We start from the raw sequence: 14501 nt of genomic DNA, 5'->3' as shown, positions 1-14501 counted from the left end.
CGCCTCCTCAGTTCGACTGCGCGAGCGTGGCCGCGACGGTGCCCGTGAGCACCGTCACGCGCCGCCCGGGCACGGCGTTCTGGAGGCCGTCGATGACGACGCGGTCGCCCGGAACGAGGCCCGAGGCGACCACCTGGAGGCCGTTGCGCTGGGGGCCGAGCGCGACGCGCCGCAGGGCCACCGTCCCGCCCGCGTCGACGGTGAGCAGGTAGGGGCCGACCTGATCGACGCTGATCGCGGCGCTCGGCACCAGGGAGGCGGGCTCGGGCGGTCCGAGGGGGATGCGCAGGCGCACGAACAGGCCCGGCACGAGCTGGCGCTTGGCGTTGTCGAACACGGCCCGCGCCTGCAGCGTGCCCGTCGCCGGATCGAGGCCGGCATCGACGAAGTCGAGATGCCCCTCGTGGGGCGTGTCCGGCTCGTTGGCGAGGCCGGCGAAGACCGGCACGCCGCGCAGCCCGTCGCGCGTCAGGCCCCGCGCCTGCATGGCCTGCTGCAGGCGCGGGAGGTCGCGCTCGTTGATCGTGAAGGTCGCGTAGAGCCGGTCGATCTGCTGGAGGTTGGCGAGCTTCGTCGGCCCGCCCGCGCCGACGAGGTTGCCGGGATCGACGAGGCGCCGGCCCATCCGGCCCGAGAAGGGCGCCTCGACGCGCGTGTAGCCGAGGTTGATCTCGGCCGTCTTCAGGTTCGCCTGCGCCGCCGCGACCGCGCCGCGCGCCGAGTCCCGGCTGGCCAGCGCGCTGTCGTAGGTGGTCTGGGTGGCGATGAGCTGCTTGCGCAGGGTCTCCTGGCGCGCGAACTCGTTCTCGGCGCTCTTGGCCACCGCCTGCTGCTGGTCGAGATTGGCCTGGGCGAGATCCAGCTGCGCCTGATAGGGCTCGCGCTCGATCTGGAAGAGCACCTGACCCTTCTGCACGTCGGCCCCGTCGGCGACGTCCGCCTCGCGCAGGAAGCCGGCGACGCGGGCCACGAGGTCGGCGCTGAGGATCGCGGCGGTCTGGCCGGTGAACAGGGCCTCGTCCTGCACGGGCTGCACCAGCGGGCTCGCGGCCGTCACCTTCGGGTCCGGCGGCGCCACGAAGGCCGGCTGCCGCTCGCAGGCTGCCAGCGAGGCTGCCAGCACGGCCGGACCCAACCATGCTGCCGCTGTGCCGTGCGCAAGCCGTTGCACGCAACCCCTCCAGGACCCAGAGGATTACCGTCATGCAAGTGCCGGCAGGATAAGCTTTCTGTCTTGGCCAGTCTACGGCAATATACCGTACAAAAAACGGCAGAACTGTATTTTATAAGCTAAGAATTGTGTTGCTGTTTCATCATTTGCGCTCGCCGGCAGCTTGTCATCATGTGTACCCGGTCGGACACGGCCGGCCTTCGGCCGCACCGTGCCGGCGGGCTCTCACCGGGAGGGCGATGCCTTGGTCGTCCGTGTGCTCGCGGGGCTTCTCGCCCTGATCGGACTCGTCGCGGCGATCCTGTATTTCGGGATCGTGCACGCGGATCTGCGGATCACCGCCGGCCCGCCCGGCAGCGCGATGCAGCGCCTCGTCGCGGCCCTCGTCGCGGCGAACGCCAAGGTGCATCCGCGCGTCCGCCTCAGCCCGGTCGAGGAGGACAGCCTGGCCGCGAGCGCGCGGGCGCTCGAGGAGGGCCGGGTCGATCTCGCCGTGATCCGCAGCGACCTCGCGCCGCCGCGCAACGCGCAGACCATCGCGATCCTGCGGCGGGACGTGGTCGCCCTGCTGCTGCCGCCCCACAGCCCCGTCGACGGGCTCGGGCGCCTCGCGGGCCGCACGGTCGCGATTCCCGAGGGACCGGCGCAGGCGGACAACGCCCGCATCCTCGACACGCTGCTGGGCTATGTCGACGTGCCGGCGACGAGCGTCGGGCGGATCGTCCTGCCCGTCGCCGAGATCGGGCGGGCCGTGCACGAGAAGCGGGCGGCCGCGGTCCTGGCGGTCGGGCCGATCGGGCCGGGCACGGCGCTCGACGCGGTCGCGGCGCTGGCGAAGGCCGAGCGGGGCGCCCCGACGCTGCTCGCCATCGACGAGGCGGAGGCGATCGGCAAGCGCTTCCCGGGCTTCGAGTCGATCGAAGTCCCGGCGGGCGCGTTCCGGGGCCGGCCCGAGGTGCCCGACGACAGCGTGACGAGCGTGGCGGTGACCTACCGCCTGGTGGCCTCCCGCTCCATGCCCGATCTCCTGGCGGCGGCGATCGCCCGCTCGGTCTTCACCATGAAGCCGATGCTGCTCGCCGCGACCCCGCTCGCCAGCCAGATCGAGGCGCCCGATACCGACGACAAGAACCCGGTCCTGCCGATCCACCCCGGCGTGATCGCCTATCTCGGCAGCGGCGACCAGAGCTTCTTCGACGCCTCCGAGAACTACCTCTACGTGGGCGGCATCGTCCTCAGCGTCGCGGGCTCGGCCCTCGCGATCCTGGCCGAGCGGTGGCAGCGCCGGCGCTCGGCCCGCGACCGGAAGCTGCTCCGGCGGCTCATCGCGATCGCCGAGGCGGCCGAGACGGCCGGGGCGACCGAACTCGATGCGCTCGACCGCGAATTGCACGCGCTCACCGCCGCCGCGCTGGCCCTTCACGCCGAGGGGCGCGTCCGCTCCGACCAGTGGGCCGTGGTCGCGGCGGCCGGCGCGCATGCCCGGCGGGCGATCGCCGGGCGGCGGACGGCCCAGGCCCGCGCGGCGCGAGCCCCCACCGGCACCGTGCTCTGATCCGTCGCGGTGTCGCGCGGGTCCCGCGCCGGACCGGTGGCCGCTTCGGCGGCCCAGCTCTAGCCGCGGCTCCAGGACCGCCAGAACACGCGCTGCAGGCGCTCGCGGGCTTCGAGGCGCACGCGCAGATGCGGACCGATCAGCTTCCGGAAGGCGAAGGCGACCTGCTCGTACTCCTCGCCGCAGCCCTCGGCCCGGTCCTTCGGCAGGTAGCCGCGATCGAGGATGTAGCGGAACGCGCGCGCGTCGGAGCCGTAGGCCAGGCAGGCGAGATTGTAGAAGCGCTGCCAGGACAGGCCGTGCGTGTCCGAGAAGGCGCCCTTGTCCACCGGCTCGTCCTTGGCAAGGGTCGCGAAGAAGAAGGCGCTGCCGTTGACGACGCGGCGGGCCTCGCTGCCGCCGAGCTGCAGCAGCACGAAGGCGGCCATCTGGTCGGCGGCGTCCTCCTCGCGCCCGAGGATCGGAACGTCGAGAAGGTCGAAGATGGCGTGGCTGCTCTCGTGCAGCAGGATCTGCGCGACGGGCCCGGCGAGCGCGTCGCGGCGCGTCACGCCGCTCAGGATCCCGGTCTGGGGCGCGCGCGCGATGCTGTCGATCAGCTCGTAGCAGACCGTCACGGTGCGGGTCTCGGGAGCGTACCAGGCGTTCAGCTCGCCCGCGCAATCCTTGAGGCGGTAGGTCAGCCGCGTCGGCAGCCGGAACAACCCGACCAGGGCGCCGACCCGCTCGAGGACGCGCTCGCGCCGCAGGGCGGCCTGGGCCGCCGCGTGGGCCGCCTTCCTGGGGGGCTCATAGACGACCCGGATCCGGGCCTCGCCGTCCGGCTCGCCCTCGCCCTGCGCACGGGCGGCGGATGCGCAGGCCGCGACCGCGAGGGCGGCGATGCCGGCGCGCACCCGCTGACCGGCGGGGCGGCGTGGGGAGACAGGGGGCCTCATGTCCGGCTCATCTCGGCTGCCCGGCGCCAGGCGGCTCGGCGCAGCCGAGCCGGGTCGTTTCGGACGGAGCCGGTCCGGGCAAGACCGGGCTCAGCCCAGGCGGGGATCCCAGACGCCCTTCGCACGGGGCAGGTTCAGGCCGCGAGAGCGGGCGCCGGGGAGCCGGCGAGGCTCGCATTCGCGGTGGCCATTACTGTTGCGGAAGCTGGCACTAAACTTGGGACAAGGCAACCTATCCCTTGGGAACCATCGATCGAAGTCTAAGCATTGAGTTGAAGTGCCGTACGATGACAGACACAGCTGCGGCGGAGACTGTCGGCCGGTACGATTGCCGACCTGCCGACGAGGTCTTAAACCTGCGCTGGGACCGGATCTGGAACGGGATGGGCCGCGATGGTGCTGACGGAGATCGATGCCAAGCTCCTCGTGGGCGGCCAGCCGACGCCGGACGAGATCGCGGGATTCGGGGCGAAGGGCATCGCCCTCCTGATCAACAACCGGCCGGACGGCGAGGAGCCGGCCCAGCCGGGCTCCGCGGCCGAGGCGGCGGCGGCCGGACGGGGCGGCCTCGCCTACCTGCACCTGCCCGTCACGGGGGCGACGATCACCCGCGCCGACATCGACGGATTCCGCGAGGCGCTGGAGCGGGCGCCCGGCCCCGTCGTCGCCCATTGCCGCAGCGGCACCCGCTCGCTCACCCTCTGGGTGCTCGGCGAGGTGCTCGCCGGGCGCATGCGCCGGGAGGATGTCCTCGCCTACGGGGCGGCCCGCGGCTTCGACCTGACGGGTGCCGTCGGCTGGCTCAACGCCCACGCGCCGGAATCCGGCGGCGGCGCTCCGGCCTGACGGGTCAGGACCGCTCGGCGGGCCCCGCCGCGCGGGCGATGAGGCGCTCCGCCCGGCGCAGATGCGGCCGGTCGAGCATCGCGCCGCCGAGGCCGACGACGCCCGCGCCCGGCGCGGCCGCGAAGGCCGCGACCACGGCCCGGGCCTCCGCCAGGGCGGCCTCGGAGGGCGCGAAGGCCGCGTTGATCACCGGCACCTGGCCCGGATGGATCGCGAGCTTGCCGGCGAATCCGTCGCGCCGCGCCTCGCGGCAGGCGCGTTCGAGCCCGTCGAGGTCGCGATAGGCGGTGTGGACCGTGTCGATCGCGTCGACCTCCGCGGCGGCGGCCGCCAGCAGGGTGAGGGCGCGGGCGAGGCGCGCGGTGCCGGTCCAGGCGCCGGTCTCGTCGCGGTTCGCCTCGGCGCCGAGATCGGCCGAGAGGTCCTCCGCGCCCCAGGTGAGGCCGGACAGGCGCGCATGCCCCCCGGCATAGCCTCCCCGGGAGAGGCTCGACAGGGCGAGCACGGCCCGCGCCGTCTCGGTCGCGATCGGCAGGATCCGGGTCGCGCCGTCGGGAAGGCCGATCCCGGCCTCGTGCACGCAAAGCCGCGCGCCGAGCGCGGCGACGTCCCGGGCGCCCGCGGCCTTCGGCAGGACGATGCCGTCGGGTGCGGCCGGCATCACGGCGGCGAGGTCCGCGTCGGTCAGCCCCGTCTCGAGGGCGTTGACGCGCAGGTAGAGCTGCGGACGCCCGGTCGCGTCCCGGGCGCGCGCCAGGAAGGCGGCGGCGTGTCGCCGGGCCGCCGCCTTGCCGTCCGGCGCGACCGAATCCTCGAGGTCGACGATCAGGGCGTCGGCACCGGCCCCCAGCGCCTGATCGAGCTTGGCCGGCGCGTCGCCGGGGACGAAGAGCAGCGCGCGCACGGGTCAGGCCCGATCCGCGGCGGGGCCGCTCTCCGCGCCGGAATACCCGCTGGTCCGCATCGGTCTTCTCCGGGCTGGGATCGTCCGGGGCTTATACATCCGATCGGCGTCCGGTCGCTGCTCCCGAATTTCCCTGCGGCCCGGCCTGATCTCGCGCTAGACTGGCGCGCAGGCGGGAGGACGCCATGACGCAATGACGCTGCCGGCCGCACCCAGCTACGTGCACGGCGCCTGCGCGACGCCGCTGCTCGGCCGCACGATCGGGCAGATGCTGTCGGAGGCCGCCGGCCGCTGGCCCGACCGGCCGGCCCTGATCGCGGGCGAGGCCCGCTTCACCTGGAAGGCGCTCGACGCGCGCGCCGAGGCGCTGGCGGCGGGCTTCCTCGCCCTCGGGCTGAACCCCGGCGACCGGCTCGGCATCTGGTCCCTCAACAGGGCCGAGTGGGCGCTGACGCAGTTCGCCGCCGCCAAGGCCGGCCTGATCCTCGTCACGATCAACCCGGCCTACCGGCTGACCGAGCTCGACTTCGCTCTGAACGCGGTCGGCTGCGCAGGCCTCGTGACGTCGGAGCGCTTCAAGACCACGCATTACCTCGAGATGCTGGGCACCCTCGCGCCCGAACTCGCCTCCGCCGAGCCCGGGGCCCTGCGGGCGGCGCGGCTGCCGCATCTGCGCCTCGTGGTCCAGATCGGCGGCGGGGCCGCTCCCGGGCTCCTCCCCTTCGCGGCCCTGGAGGCCCGGGCGGGTGCGGCCGAGCGGAGCCGGGTCATGGAACTCGCGCAGACGCTCCAGAGCGACGAGCCCGTCAACATCCAGTTCACCAGCGGCACCACCGGCACCCCGAAGGGCGTGACCCTGTCGCACCACAACATCCTCAACAACGGCTATTTCGTCGGCCGCGCGATGCGGCTCGGGCCGGAGGACCGGATCTGCATCCCGGTGCCGCTCTACCATTGCTTCGGCCTCGTGATGGGCAACCTCGCGGCCCTGACGTCGGGCGCCGCCATGGTCTATCCGGGAGAGGGCTTCGATCCGCTCGCGACCCTGCGGACGGTCGCGGCCGAGCGCTGCACCGCGCTCTACGGGGTGCCGACCATGTTCCTGGCCGAGCTCGACCATCCGGAGTTCGACCGGTTCGACCTGTCGAGCCTGCGCACCGGCATCATGGCGGGCGCGCCCTGCCCCGTCGCGCTGATGCGGCGGGCGATCGAGCGGATGCACCTGACCGAGATGACGATCTGCTACGGCATGACCGAGACGAGTCCCGTCAGCTTCCAGAGCGCGGTGGACGATTCCCTGGAGCGCCGGGTCTCGACGGTGGGCCGCGTCCACCCGCATCTCGAGGTCAGGATCGTGGATGCGCAGGGCCGCGTCGTGCCCCGGGGCGAGACGGGCGAGCTCTGCACCCGCGGCTACAGCGTGATGCTGGGATACTGGGGGGCGCCGGAGCGCACCGCCGAGGTGGTCGACGCGGCGGGCTGGATGCACACGGGCGACCTCGCCGCCCTCGACCCGGAGGGCTTCTGCCGGATCGTCGGGCGCATCAAGGACATGGTCATCCGCGGCGGCGAGAACATCTACCCGCGCGAGGTCGAGGAATTCCTCTACACCCATCCCGCGGTCCAGGAGGTCCAGGTCTTCGGCGTGCCCGATCCCCGCTACGGCGAGGAGGTCTGCGCCTGGATCCGGCTGCGCCCCGGCGCCGAGCTGACGGCCGAGGCCCTGCGCGCCTTCTGCCGGGATGAGATCGCCCACCAGAAGATCCCCCGCCACGTCGCCTTCGTGGATTCCTTCCCCATGACGGTGACCGGCAAGGTCCAGAAGTACCTGATGCGCGAGGCCATGATCCGCCGGCTGGCGGACGGCGCCTGAACGGGCCGCGGGCGGCGCCCGTCCGCCGCCGCTACCGCTCGAAGGGCCAGGCCGGCGCGGCGCGGCGCGGCAGCGGGAAGGGCCGGGCCGGCGGCCGGGCGATCTCGACGAGGATGTTCGAGCCGCCGAGGAGCCGCCCCGCGCGGTCGTGCAGCGGCGTCGGGAAGGGCAGGAACGGCACCCGCGCGCCGTCCGGCCGTTCCAGCACGGCCGAGACGCCCCGCACCGGCCGGCCCTCCAGGAGGGCGACGGCCATCGGGCAGCGATCGTGCGGCAGCGCCGTTCCGTCGGTCCGGTAGATCCGCCAGGAGCCGCACCAGCGCTCCCGCCCGAGCACCGGCCGGCGGCCCCAGAGCCGGGCCGCGGCTTCGTTGTAATAGGTCAGCCAGCCCTCGGCGTCGGTGGTGTAGAGGGCGCCCTTGATCTGATGGAAGACTTCGGCAGGCGACGGTTCGTAGTTCCAGTCCGCTTCGGGAGCGTCGAAATCGTAATGGGCGTCGTCTGAATACATCATTGTCCCCTGACGTTCTCCTGCGGCGTTGCAGGCGACAGGTCCCCCTGCGGCGAGCACGGATCCGGCGTGCTCGCATCGCGTTCGGCCTCGCTTTCCGATGAGGCAGGCCCGCCGCGCGGCGGGCCTGACAGGTGATCGTGACGGCCGCATCACGGCGCGGCGATGGCGTCGCCGGGCCGGATCGTCGCGGGCCGTTCCGTGTCGTCTCCTCCCGAGACTAGGGACCGCGCTTCGTCGGGTCAGGCCCGGCCATCGGGGACGGCGGCGATGGTCTTGGCGGCCTCGTCGACCGCGCGCAGCGACCCCTCGGCGATGCGGCGGCTGTCCTGGACCATGGATTGCAGCCCCTCGCGCACCAGGTCGCTCTGCACCGCGGCGAGATCCTGCAGCGACCGCACCCGGGCGAGCCGGTTCAGCCCGTCGAGGTTGCGCCGCCACTGCTTCTGGCCGATCTCGACCCAGCCACGCGACGCGTCTTGGAGGGCCTGGGTCAGGACCGTGCCGCAGCGCGCGACCGCCTCCATGTTCTGCTTCGACTGACGGGCCAGGCGTTCCCCGTCCTCGCCCGAGAAGCCGAAGGTCCTGGCGATCTCGTCCGAGGCCCGGCGCGCCCGCGTCGAGGCCACCTCGACGCTCGTCGTCACGATCTGCTTGGCGTTCTCCGTCACCTGCTCGCGCAATTCGGCGATCTGATCGAGCCCTTTCATTCCGAGATCGGCCGCCTTGTTGAGATCGTCCTCGGCGGCTTGCGCAATCCGGCCGCCCTGCCCGGCAACCTTGTTCTGAGCTTTGGATTGCGTGTCGTTCTGTACAGAAGACATCGAATACCTCTACCAGCTTGTTTGCCGCCCACAAAAATCAATGGGCAAATCATCCCATTAACCTGTGTGAACGACGTTTTCGTAACGCGTGTTAAGCGATAGTCCAAGGTCGAGGAGGGTATTATTTCGGCATTAAATCGTAACGCTTTTTGTCATTTCTCACGGACCAGGTGCAAATTGCTGAGGAATATGCGCAAATTTCTCAGATAATTGCGCGCCATCGGTCGAGATGTACGGTATCGTACCTGCGAATTTTAGAATTTTTACTGATCCTTAACATATGAGGATCTGCCGACGCTCGGGATCCGAATACTGTCTTGTTCCATGGCCTGAGGGTGGGTACGATCATGGCAGCGCAGGTTATTTCAGCCCGGTTCGAGCGGACGTGGCGCAACATCGCGGGAGCGGTCAGCGTCCGGACGAACGAGGACCGCACCCTGTTCGACCAGCTTCTTCCCGCGAATCGCTGCCTGACGGCCGACGAGCTGATCCGGCTGGCGCGCCGGGCGCGCCGGCAGCGCGGCTGAGGCGCGGCGGCTGCCGTCCCCTCGCTCGACGGCGCCCGCCCCTCGCTCGGCGGCGCCAGCGGCGGGCGTGACCCGCGTCACAGTCCGCCCGGACCCGCCGCGCTAGGTCTCCCCCGCCGCATCCGCGGTGGAGGTGGGAGACGAGCATGTTCGGTTTCCTGAAGGGACGAGGCTGCCCCTGGCGGGCTGGGCGGCCGGGCCGTGTCGCCGAGGTCGGCTGGGCCATCACCGAGGCCAAGGCGGCGATGATCTGGGACGATCCGGAGCCGTTCCGCCGGGACCTGCCGAAGGCCGCCTCGGCGAAGTCGGTGCAGGGCTGCCCCGCCGCCGTCGATTTCGACGCCCGGCACATCGTGGTCCGCTGTCCCGTCGACCTGAACCTGCGCATCCGTCTCGAGGAGGGCAAGGCGCCGGTGCTGGAGAACGCGGACGGGGCTCGCAGCACCGTGCGGACCCGGCACATCAACCAGATGGTCAGCGTCGTGAGCCCGTCGGAATGGCGCCATCCGAAGCGGCCGATCCTGCAGATCGTGACGCCCTACATCTTCCTCGCGGACGAGGTCGTCTATCTCAATCAGGTGCCGCCCTATCTCGACCACCAGCCCGAGCCGCCCCCCGGCGTTCTGATCAGCGGGCGCTTCCCCGTCCACATCTGGCCCCGACCGCTGATGTGGGCCTTCGAGTGGCACGACACGTCCAGGAACCTGGTGCTGCGCCGGGGCCAGCCCTGGTTCTACGTGCGCTTCGAGACACCCGACCCGGCCAGGGCAACCCGGCTCGTGGAGGCCGAGATCACGCCCCCCGTGCAGCGCTACATCGATGAGATCAGCGGCGTCACCAACTACGTGAACCGCACCTACGCGCTGTTCGAGCGCGCCCGTCGGCGCCGGCCGGAGCGGCTCCTCGTCCCGCGTGCCGATCGACCCGCGGCGCGACGGGCAGCCTGACGACCCGGCCCGGAGCGGGGGCGTAAGCGCGTGGCGGGCCTCGGCTTTTCGGCCCGCCCTAACGCTTCGTTAACCATGCCGGACCGATCCTGCCTCGTCCGAAGCAGATGAGGCGCTCCATGGCATCGACTTCCCTCCGTCCCATGGCCACGAGCCTTGCCAAGTATCCGATCCCGATCGAGCTGATCGCGGCCCTCTATCGGGCGAACGAGGGCGAGTTCGGGCGCCTCGTCTCGACGATGCCGGAATACGGCCGCGCCCGGATCGCAGCCTACTGCACCGAGCGCGAGCGGCTCCAGCCCCTGGCGCTCAAGCTCGCGAGCACCTGCGAGGAGGCGACGCTGATCAAGGCCGCGGGCGCCGAGGCGGGCGCGGACCTGTTCGCGCAGTCGCGCGCCGGGCTCGGACACTGACCGGTTTCCCGGGCCCTGTCGCGCCGTCGGCGCAGGAACCGGGCCGCCCGCGCGGCGGCGCCCGGCACCGGCCGGGCGCGGGGGCGTCTCAGATGCGCGGCGACCGGCGACGCTGCTGGAAGTAGTACAGAGCCGCCACAACCACGACGACGACGAGAACCAGCCAGAGCCAGTTCATGTCCATGCTGGTGGCCGCGGGACTCGGCACGGGCCGCGCATCGCTCGGGGCCGGCGGGGCCGGGCGGGTCTCTTGCGCGAGCGCCGCGCGGGCCAGCAGCGTCAGCAGGGTTGCCTGAGCCAGTCTCAGCATCGCGAACCTCCCTGTTGTGATGAACCAACAGGCGGTTGCGACGGGGTGTTCCGCGAGGGCGGGCGCTGCCCCGGGCGCGCGGCTTCTGAGGCTCCTGACGGTGAGGCGCCGGTTCAGGCCGCCGCCGCGTGTCCCCCATCCGCGTGCCACGCGGTGGTCAGGCCGACGCTGGCCGTCAGGACGACCCGGTTGGCATCGTCGCGCACGACGACGAGGAGATTCTGATCGAGATAGCGCCGGGGCTCGTCCGCGGCGATCTCGCAGAGCGCGCGCAGGGCCTCGTCGGTGACGGAACGCTTGTCCGAACACTCGACCCCGTCCAAGTCGTAGTGAGTGATGCGAGGATCGAATACATCAAAAAAGTATCGCGCCATGATTTATACTTCTCCTATCGGGGGGAGATAGGCAGTGATTGATTCGCTGGCTTGTGGTGATTCGCTCGGGTTTCATTTGATTAAGCAACTAACATACGTGAATCAACGGTTAAGTGGCGTACGGTTAGGTACGAAGAAATACGGTGCCGAACGCACCGAAGGCAGTGCCTGATCGGTGTGCAATGTCATGATCATGCAGGATAACCTGACTTCGTCCCCGCTGGCCCGGGCCTTCTTCGCCCGCGCAGCCGCGTCGGTCGCGCCCGAACTGATCGGCGCATGCCTGCTCGTCGACGGCGTCGGCGGCATCATCGTCGAGACGGAGGCCTACGACCGGGAGGATCCGGCCTCGCACAGCTTCGCCGGCCCGACGCGGCGCAATGCCAGCATGTTCGGGCCGCCGGGGCATGCCTATGTCTATCGCTCCTACGGGATGCACTGGTGCCTGAACCTCGTATGCGAGCCCGGCAGCGCCGTGCTGCTGCGGGCGATCGAGCCGGGGGCGGGCCTTGACCGGATGCGGGCGCGACGGGGGCTTGTCGATCCGCGCCTCCTCTGCTCCGGCCCCGGCCGGCTCGCCCAGGCCCTCGGCATCACGCTCGCGCAGGACGGCCTGCCCCTCGACCGCGCACCCTTCGTGCTCCGGGCGCGGGAGCGGCCGGTCACGCTCGCGGTCGGGACACGGATCGGGATCACGCGGGGCGCCGACACGCCCTGGCGATTCGGCCTCGCGGGCTCCCGCTTCATCAGCCGCCCGATCCGCCCGGGCGGCGCGCTCCCCTGAGATCCGGGCCAACATCTCCCAGGACCCGGATCTCCCAGAACCCGAATCGCCCCGGACCCGGGCCTCCCGCCACGGGCAGGGCTCGCACGGCCAAGGGCGATCGGATCCGGGACGGCGTTGTCGGCGTCGACCCGGTTTGGACGCAATCGATGCTTACGCCCTGTCGCGAACCGGGCAGGGAGGCGCCGATGTTCGTGATCATGCTGGCGGCACTTGTCGGCGGTCCCCTGACGACCATCCTGCTGTGGCAGCACGGGCCCCTTTCTCGCCCTGGCGGCGATGCCCGTGGGCGGAAGTCTCGCGGGGCTGGCGGCCGCGGGGCTGAAGGCCGGGCTGAGCCTGTGGAGCGAGGCCCCGGTGCGCGCGGCGCGGGCCCCGGCCTTCGCCTGGTTTCCCGCGCGCATGGGCAAGCGCTGAGGCGCGATCCGGGCCGCCCGGCTGGCCTCGTCCCGTATCCGGCCCGATCGATCGGCCGGGGCCGCTTTCGCCTGGAGCCCGCGCTCCCACCCGCCCTCCCCGTCAGCGACGGGCGGAAGCCGCCTCGCGGACCGAGAAGGCGCGGGCGGCGCTCCCGGCTCAGGGGTGCTTGTGGATCGGGCCGACGCGCATCGGCAGGCGGCTCGTCGGTTGAGGGGCGGCCTGTTCGGCGACGGCGCGGTCAGCGAAGCCGCAATTCAAGCTGCGCGCCGCGCAGCTTTGCGGAACGACATGGCTTTAACAGATGTCGTTGCGGCAGGCGCAATCTTATTCAAAACTTCGCGGCTAAACCCGATCCGGGATGACTGCCATGTCGGAACTTGTACGAACATCCGGAATGGTTCGCCTCGAACAGGCAGCCGAGATCGTCTCGGCCTATGTCTCGCACAACTCCGTTGCCATGCCCGAGCTTCCGGCGGTTATCAGGAACGTGCATGGCGCGCTCCTCGGTCTCGCGACGCCGGAGCCGGTGAAGGTCGAGACTTTCGAGAAGGCCACGCCCGCGCAGATCCGCCGGTCGATCACGCCGAACGGCCTGATCAGCTTCATCGACGGCCGGTCCTACAAGACGCTCAAGCGCCACCTGGCGGCGCACGGACTCTATCCGCAGAGCTACAGGCGCCGCTACGGCCTGCCGGATGATTACCCGATGGTGGCGGCCGATTACGCGGCGCGGCGCTCCGAGCTCGCCCGCTCCATCGGCCTCGGACGCCCGGTCAGCGCACCGGTGGATGCACGGCGGCCCAGCGGACCGCAGGGGCGCCGACGCGTCGCCTGATGCGGCCGCCGAGCCGCGGGCCGGCCGCGCTCACGCCGCCTTGCGGGCCGCTGCGGCGGTCTCGCCTTCGCCGGCGCGGGCCGAAACGCCCCTGAGGGCGGCGACCATCTCGTCGGTCTGCCGGTCGAGGTCGTGCTCGTCCTGCCAGTGCGGACCGCGCCGGGTGGCGAGCAGGCAAGCCGCCGTCAGAGCGCAGAGGCTCCCGCCCAGGGGCGCGGAAAGGACCGAGATCATGGCGCCTTGCGGCCACATCAGGCCGGCTGTCGCGAGGCCGCCGCCGATCGCCGTGAACACCAGAAGCAGCATGCCCATCTCCCCGACCGGCGCGATCCTAGCAGGTTCGCCGCACCGATTCCGATCCTTGCGCCGACACGGTGAGGAAAGCCCTAACGCGGAGACGGGGCGGAGGCGCCATCGCCCTGCCGGCGAAAATGCTCCGCAGAACGACTGGGGAACGGCAACGGTTAATGTGAGCGTCGCTGCATCGTTTATGTAAAAGTTTTTGTATCCCCTGCATTCACTTTCAAGAAGAAGCTATTTCCTGTGCATTAAGCAACGCCCTACGCTTGCCCATCCGCCGGTTTGCGGCGAAGTACGTAGGATTCAATCGGGAGATCGTCATGGAAAAGGAAGAAAATCCCTCTTATTCGCAGGACCAGATCATTGAGCAATCCGCCGACATCGTCGCGGCCTACGTCACGCGCAATCACGTCGCGGCCGGCGAGTTGCCGGCCCTGATCCACTCCGTGCACACGGCGCTGGTCGGGTTGACGCGGCCGGCGCCCGTCCCGTCCGAATCTGTCGAGAAGCCGACGCCCGCGCAGGTCCGCAAGTCGATCACGTCGGATCACCTGATCAGCTTCATCGACGGCAAGCCTTACAAGACGCTGAAGCGCCATCTCTCGTCCCACGGCCTCGACGCCTACAGCTATCGCGCGCGCTACGGTCTGCCCTCCGATTATCCGATGGTGGCCGCCAGCTACGCCGCGCAGCGCTCGGCACTGGCCAAGACGATCGGGCTCGGCCGGCCCGGCGCCCTGCAGCCCCGCACCGATCCACCGAAGGCGAGGGGCCGCCGCAAGGCCGCGTGAACGGCGGCATCTGGCCAATGAGGCGGGTCCTGCGCACGTCTGTGGTTGTCTCCGACGCGCGCGGCCCGTCCGGTTTGGCCGTGAGGGTTGCCCGAACGCGAAACGCCCATCCGGGCTGGCCGGATGGGCGTTTCGATGTCGGGAATCTGGTTGCGGGGACAGGATTTGAACCTGTGAC

The 14501-nt window shown here is 71.0% G+C and carries 18 protein-coding genes; 10 read left to right on the top strand and 8 right to left on the bottom strand.

The features are described from left to right. Positions 1-7 precede the first annotated feature (7 nt). Positions 8-1171: an efflux RND transporter periplasmic adaptor subunit gene (locus tag WDW90_RS10675; protein WP_336487365.1), complete on the bottom strand. Its 1164-nt coding sequence runs from the start codon at positions 1169-1171 to the stop codon at positions 8-10. 244 nt (positions 1172-1415) lie between these two features. Here WDW90_RS10675 and WDW90_RS10670 point away from each other — a divergent pair, with 244 nt between their 5' ends. Next, positions 1416-2726 carry a TAXI family TRAP transporter solute-binding subunit gene (locus WDW90_RS10670; protein WP_336487364.1) on the top strand — a complete coding sequence of 437 codons (1311 nt, stop codon included), beginning with the start codon at positions 1416-1418 and terminating at the stop codon, positions 2724-2726. Between the two features lie 59 nt (positions 2727-2785). Here WDW90_RS10670 and WDW90_RS10665 read toward each other — a convergent pair whose 3' ends face one another. Next, complete coding sequence (locus WDW90_RS10665) at positions 2786-3664, bottom strand: DUF4344 domain-containing metallopeptidase (protein WP_336487363.1); 879 nt, start codon at positions 3662-3664, stop codon at positions 2786-2788. Positions 3665-4057: 393 nt separating this feature from the next. Here WDW90_RS10665 and WDW90_RS10660 point away from each other — a divergent pair, with 393 nt between their 5' ends. Beyond that, positions 4058-4510, top strand: a complete 453-nt coding sequence (locus tag WDW90_RS10660) for a protein tyrosine phosphatase family protein (protein WP_336487362.1) — start codon at positions 4058-4060, stop codon at positions 4508-4510. Between the two features lie 4 nt (positions 4511-4514). On the opposite strand, the gene WDW90_RS10655 is transcribed toward WDW90_RS10660, so the two are convergent. Continuing rightward, on the bottom strand, positions 4515-5414 hold the full coding sequence (locus tag WDW90_RS10655; protein ID WP_336487361.1) for an HpcH/HpaI aldolase/citrate lyase family protein: 900 nt from the start codon (positions 5412-5414) through the stop codon (positions 4515-4517). 193 nt (positions 5415-5607) lie between these two features. Here WDW90_RS10655 and WDW90_RS10650 point away from each other — a divergent pair, with 193 nt between their 5' ends. Beyond that, positions 5608-7287 carry an AMP-binding protein gene (locus tag WDW90_RS10650; RefSeq protein ID WP_336487360.1) on the top strand — a complete coding sequence of 560 codons (1680 nt, stop codon included), beginning with the start codon at positions 5608-5610 and terminating at the stop codon, positions 7285-7287. A 31-nt stretch (positions 7288-7318) separates the two neighbouring features. On the opposite strand, the gene WDW90_RS10645 is transcribed toward WDW90_RS10650, so the two are convergent. After that, positions 7319-7801, bottom strand: coding sequence for a hypothetical protein (locus WDW90_RS10645; protein WP_336487359.1), 483 nt, complete (start codon positions 7799-7801; stop codon positions 7319-7321). 239 nt (positions 7802-8040) lie between these two features. Further along, a complete protein-coding gene (locus WDW90_RS10640; protein ID WP_336487358.1) occupies positions 8041-8622 on the bottom strand; it encodes a phasin family protein in 582 nt (193 codons plus the stop codon). Between the two features lie 347 nt (positions 8623-8969). Between WDW90_RS10640 and WDW90_RS10635 the strand changes: the two genes are divergently transcribed. The 3 genes from WDW90_RS10635 to WDW90_RS10625 all read left to right on the top strand — a co-directional run bounded on the left by WDW90_RS10635 (position 8970) and on the right by WDW90_RS10625 (position 10509). Then, on the top strand, positions 8970-9149 hold the full coding sequence (locus tag WDW90_RS10635) for a hypothetical protein (protein WP_336487357.1): 180 nt from the start codon (positions 8970-8972) through the stop codon (positions 9147-9149). A gap of 146 nt (positions 9150-9295) precedes the next feature. After that, a complete protein-coding gene (locus WDW90_RS10630; protein ID WP_336487356.1) occupies positions 9296-10096 on the top strand; it encodes a hypothetical protein in 801 nt (266 codons plus the stop codon). Between the two features lie 119 nt (positions 10097-10215). Further along, entirely contained in the window at positions 10216-10509 is a 294-nt protein-coding gene (locus WDW90_RS10625; RefSeq protein WP_336487355.1) for a hypothetical protein, read from the top strand. Positions 10510-10597: 88 nt separating this feature from the next. Here WDW90_RS10625 and WDW90_RS10620 read toward each other — a convergent pair whose 3' ends face one another. Together WDW90_RS10620 and WDW90_RS10615 are read right to left on the bottom strand one after the other, a co-directional pair. Further along, the gene (locus tag WDW90_RS10620; protein ID WP_336487354.1) at positions 10598-10819 is read right to left on the bottom strand and encodes a hypothetical protein; all 222 of its coding nucleotides are present in this window, start codon (positions 10817-10819) and stop codon (positions 10598-10600) included. A gap of 113 nt (positions 10820-10932) precedes the next feature. Further along, a complete protein-coding gene (locus WDW90_RS10615; protein ID WP_336487353.1) occupies positions 10933-11193 on the bottom strand; it encodes a DUF6894 family protein in 261 nt (86 codons plus the stop codon). Positions 11194-11380: 187 nt separating this feature from the next. Between WDW90_RS10615 and WDW90_RS10610 the strand changes: the two genes are divergently transcribed. The 3 genes from WDW90_RS10610 (at position 11381) to WDW90_RS10600 (ending at position 13232) form a co-directional block, all read left to right on the top strand. After that, positions 11381-11977 carry a DNA-3-methyladenine glycosylase gene (locus tag WDW90_RS10610; RefSeq protein WP_336487352.1) on the top strand — a complete coding sequence of 199 codons (597 nt, stop codon included), beginning with the start codon at positions 11381-11383 and terminating at the stop codon, positions 11975-11977. A gap of 285 nt (positions 11978-12262) precedes the next feature. Next, on the top strand, positions 12263-12394 hold the full coding sequence (locus WDW90_RS10605; protein WP_336487351.1) for a hypothetical protein: 132 nt from the start codon (positions 12263-12265) through the stop codon (positions 12392-12394). 397 nt (positions 12395-12791) lie between these two features. Further along, positions 12792-13232 (top strand): Ros/MucR family transcriptional regulator, encoded by a 441-nt coding sequence (locus tag WDW90_RS10600; protein WP_336487350.1) that lies wholly within the window; start codon positions 12792-12794, stop codon positions 13230-13232. Positions 13233-13262: 30 nt separating this feature from the next. On the opposite strand, the gene WDW90_RS10595 is transcribed toward WDW90_RS10600, so the two are convergent. Continuing rightward, the gene (locus WDW90_RS10595; protein WP_336487349.1) at positions 13263-13538 is read right to left on the bottom strand and encodes a hypothetical protein; all 276 of its coding nucleotides are present in this window, start codon (positions 13536-13538) and stop codon (positions 13263-13265) included. 314 nt (positions 13539-13852) lie between these two features. Between WDW90_RS10595 and WDW90_RS10590 the strand changes: the two genes are divergently transcribed. Continuing rightward, positions 13853-14323 (top strand): Ros/MucR family transcriptional regulator, encoded by a 471-nt coding sequence (locus tag WDW90_RS10590; RefSeq protein ID WP_336487348.1) that lies wholly within the window; start codon positions 13853-13855, stop codon positions 14321-14323. The last annotated feature ends 178 nt before the right edge of the window (positions 14324-14501 follow it).

Origin of the sequence: Methylobacterium nigriterrae (assembly GCF_037106235.1) — a bacterium.
GTDB classification, from domain to species: Bacteria; Pseudomonadota; Alphaproteobacteria; order Rhizobiales; family Beijerinckiaceae; genus Methylobacterium; species Methylobacterium nigriterrae.
This window is presented reverse-complemented; position numbering and strand designations above follow the sequence as displayed.

Bases quoted from the DNA above. Each gene is read 5' to 3' on its own strand.
- WDW90_RS10665 (WP_336487363.1), bottom strand. From the start codon at position 3,664: ATGAGGCCCCCTGTCTCCCCACGCCGCCCCGCCGGTCAGCGGGTGCGC.
- WDW90_RS10660 (WP_336487362.1), top strand. From the start codon at position 4,058: ATGGTGCTGACGGAGATCGATGCCAAGCTCCTCGTGGGCGGCCAGCCG.
- WDW90_RS10650 (WP_336487360.1), top strand. From the start codon at position 5,608: ATGACGCTGCCGGCCGCACCCAGCTACGTGCACGGCGCCTGCGCGACG.
- WDW90_RS10645 (WP_336487359.1), bottom strand. From the start codon at position 7,801: ATGATGTATTCAGACGACGCCCATTACGATTTCGACGCTCCCGAAGCG.
- WDW90_RS10640 (WP_336487358.1), bottom strand. From the start codon at position 8,622: ATGTCTTCTGTACAGAACGACACGCAATCCAAAGCTCAGAACAAGGTT.
- WDW90_RS10635 (WP_336487357.1), top strand. From the start codon at position 8,970: ATGGCAGCGCAGGTTATTTCAGCCCGGTTCGAGCGGACGTGGCGCAAC.
- WDW90_RS10630 (WP_336487356.1), top strand. From the start codon at position 9,296: ATGTTCGGTTTCCTGAAGGGACGAGGCTGCCCCTGGCGGGCTGGGCGG.
- WDW90_RS10625 (WP_336487355.1), top strand. From the start codon at position 10,216: ATGGCATCGACTTCCCTCCGTCCCATGGCCACGAGCCTTGCCAAGTAT.
- WDW90_RS10620 (WP_336487354.1), bottom strand. From the start codon at position 10,819: ATGCTGAGACTGGCTCAGGCAACCCTGCTGACGCTGCTGGCCCGCGCG.
- WDW90_RS10615 (WP_336487353.1), bottom strand. From the start codon at position 11,193: ATGGCGCGATACTTTTTTGATGTATTCGATCCTCGCATCACTCACTAC.
- WDW90_RS10610 (WP_336487352.1), top strand. From the start codon at position 11,381: ATGATCATGCAGGATAACCTGACTTCGTCCCCGCTGGCCCGGGCCTTC.
- WDW90_RS10600 (WP_336487350.1), top strand. From the start codon at position 12,792: ATGGTTCGCCTCGAACAGGCAGCCGAGATCGTCTCGGCCTATGTCTCG.
- WDW90_RS10595 (WP_336487349.1), bottom strand. From the start codon at position 13,538: ATGCTGCTTCTGGTGTTCACGGCGATCGGCGGCGGCCTCGCGACAGCC.
- WDW90_RS10590 (WP_336487348.1), top strand. From the start codon at position 13,853: ATGGAAAAGGAAGAAAATCCCTCTTATTCGCAGGACCAGATCATTGAG.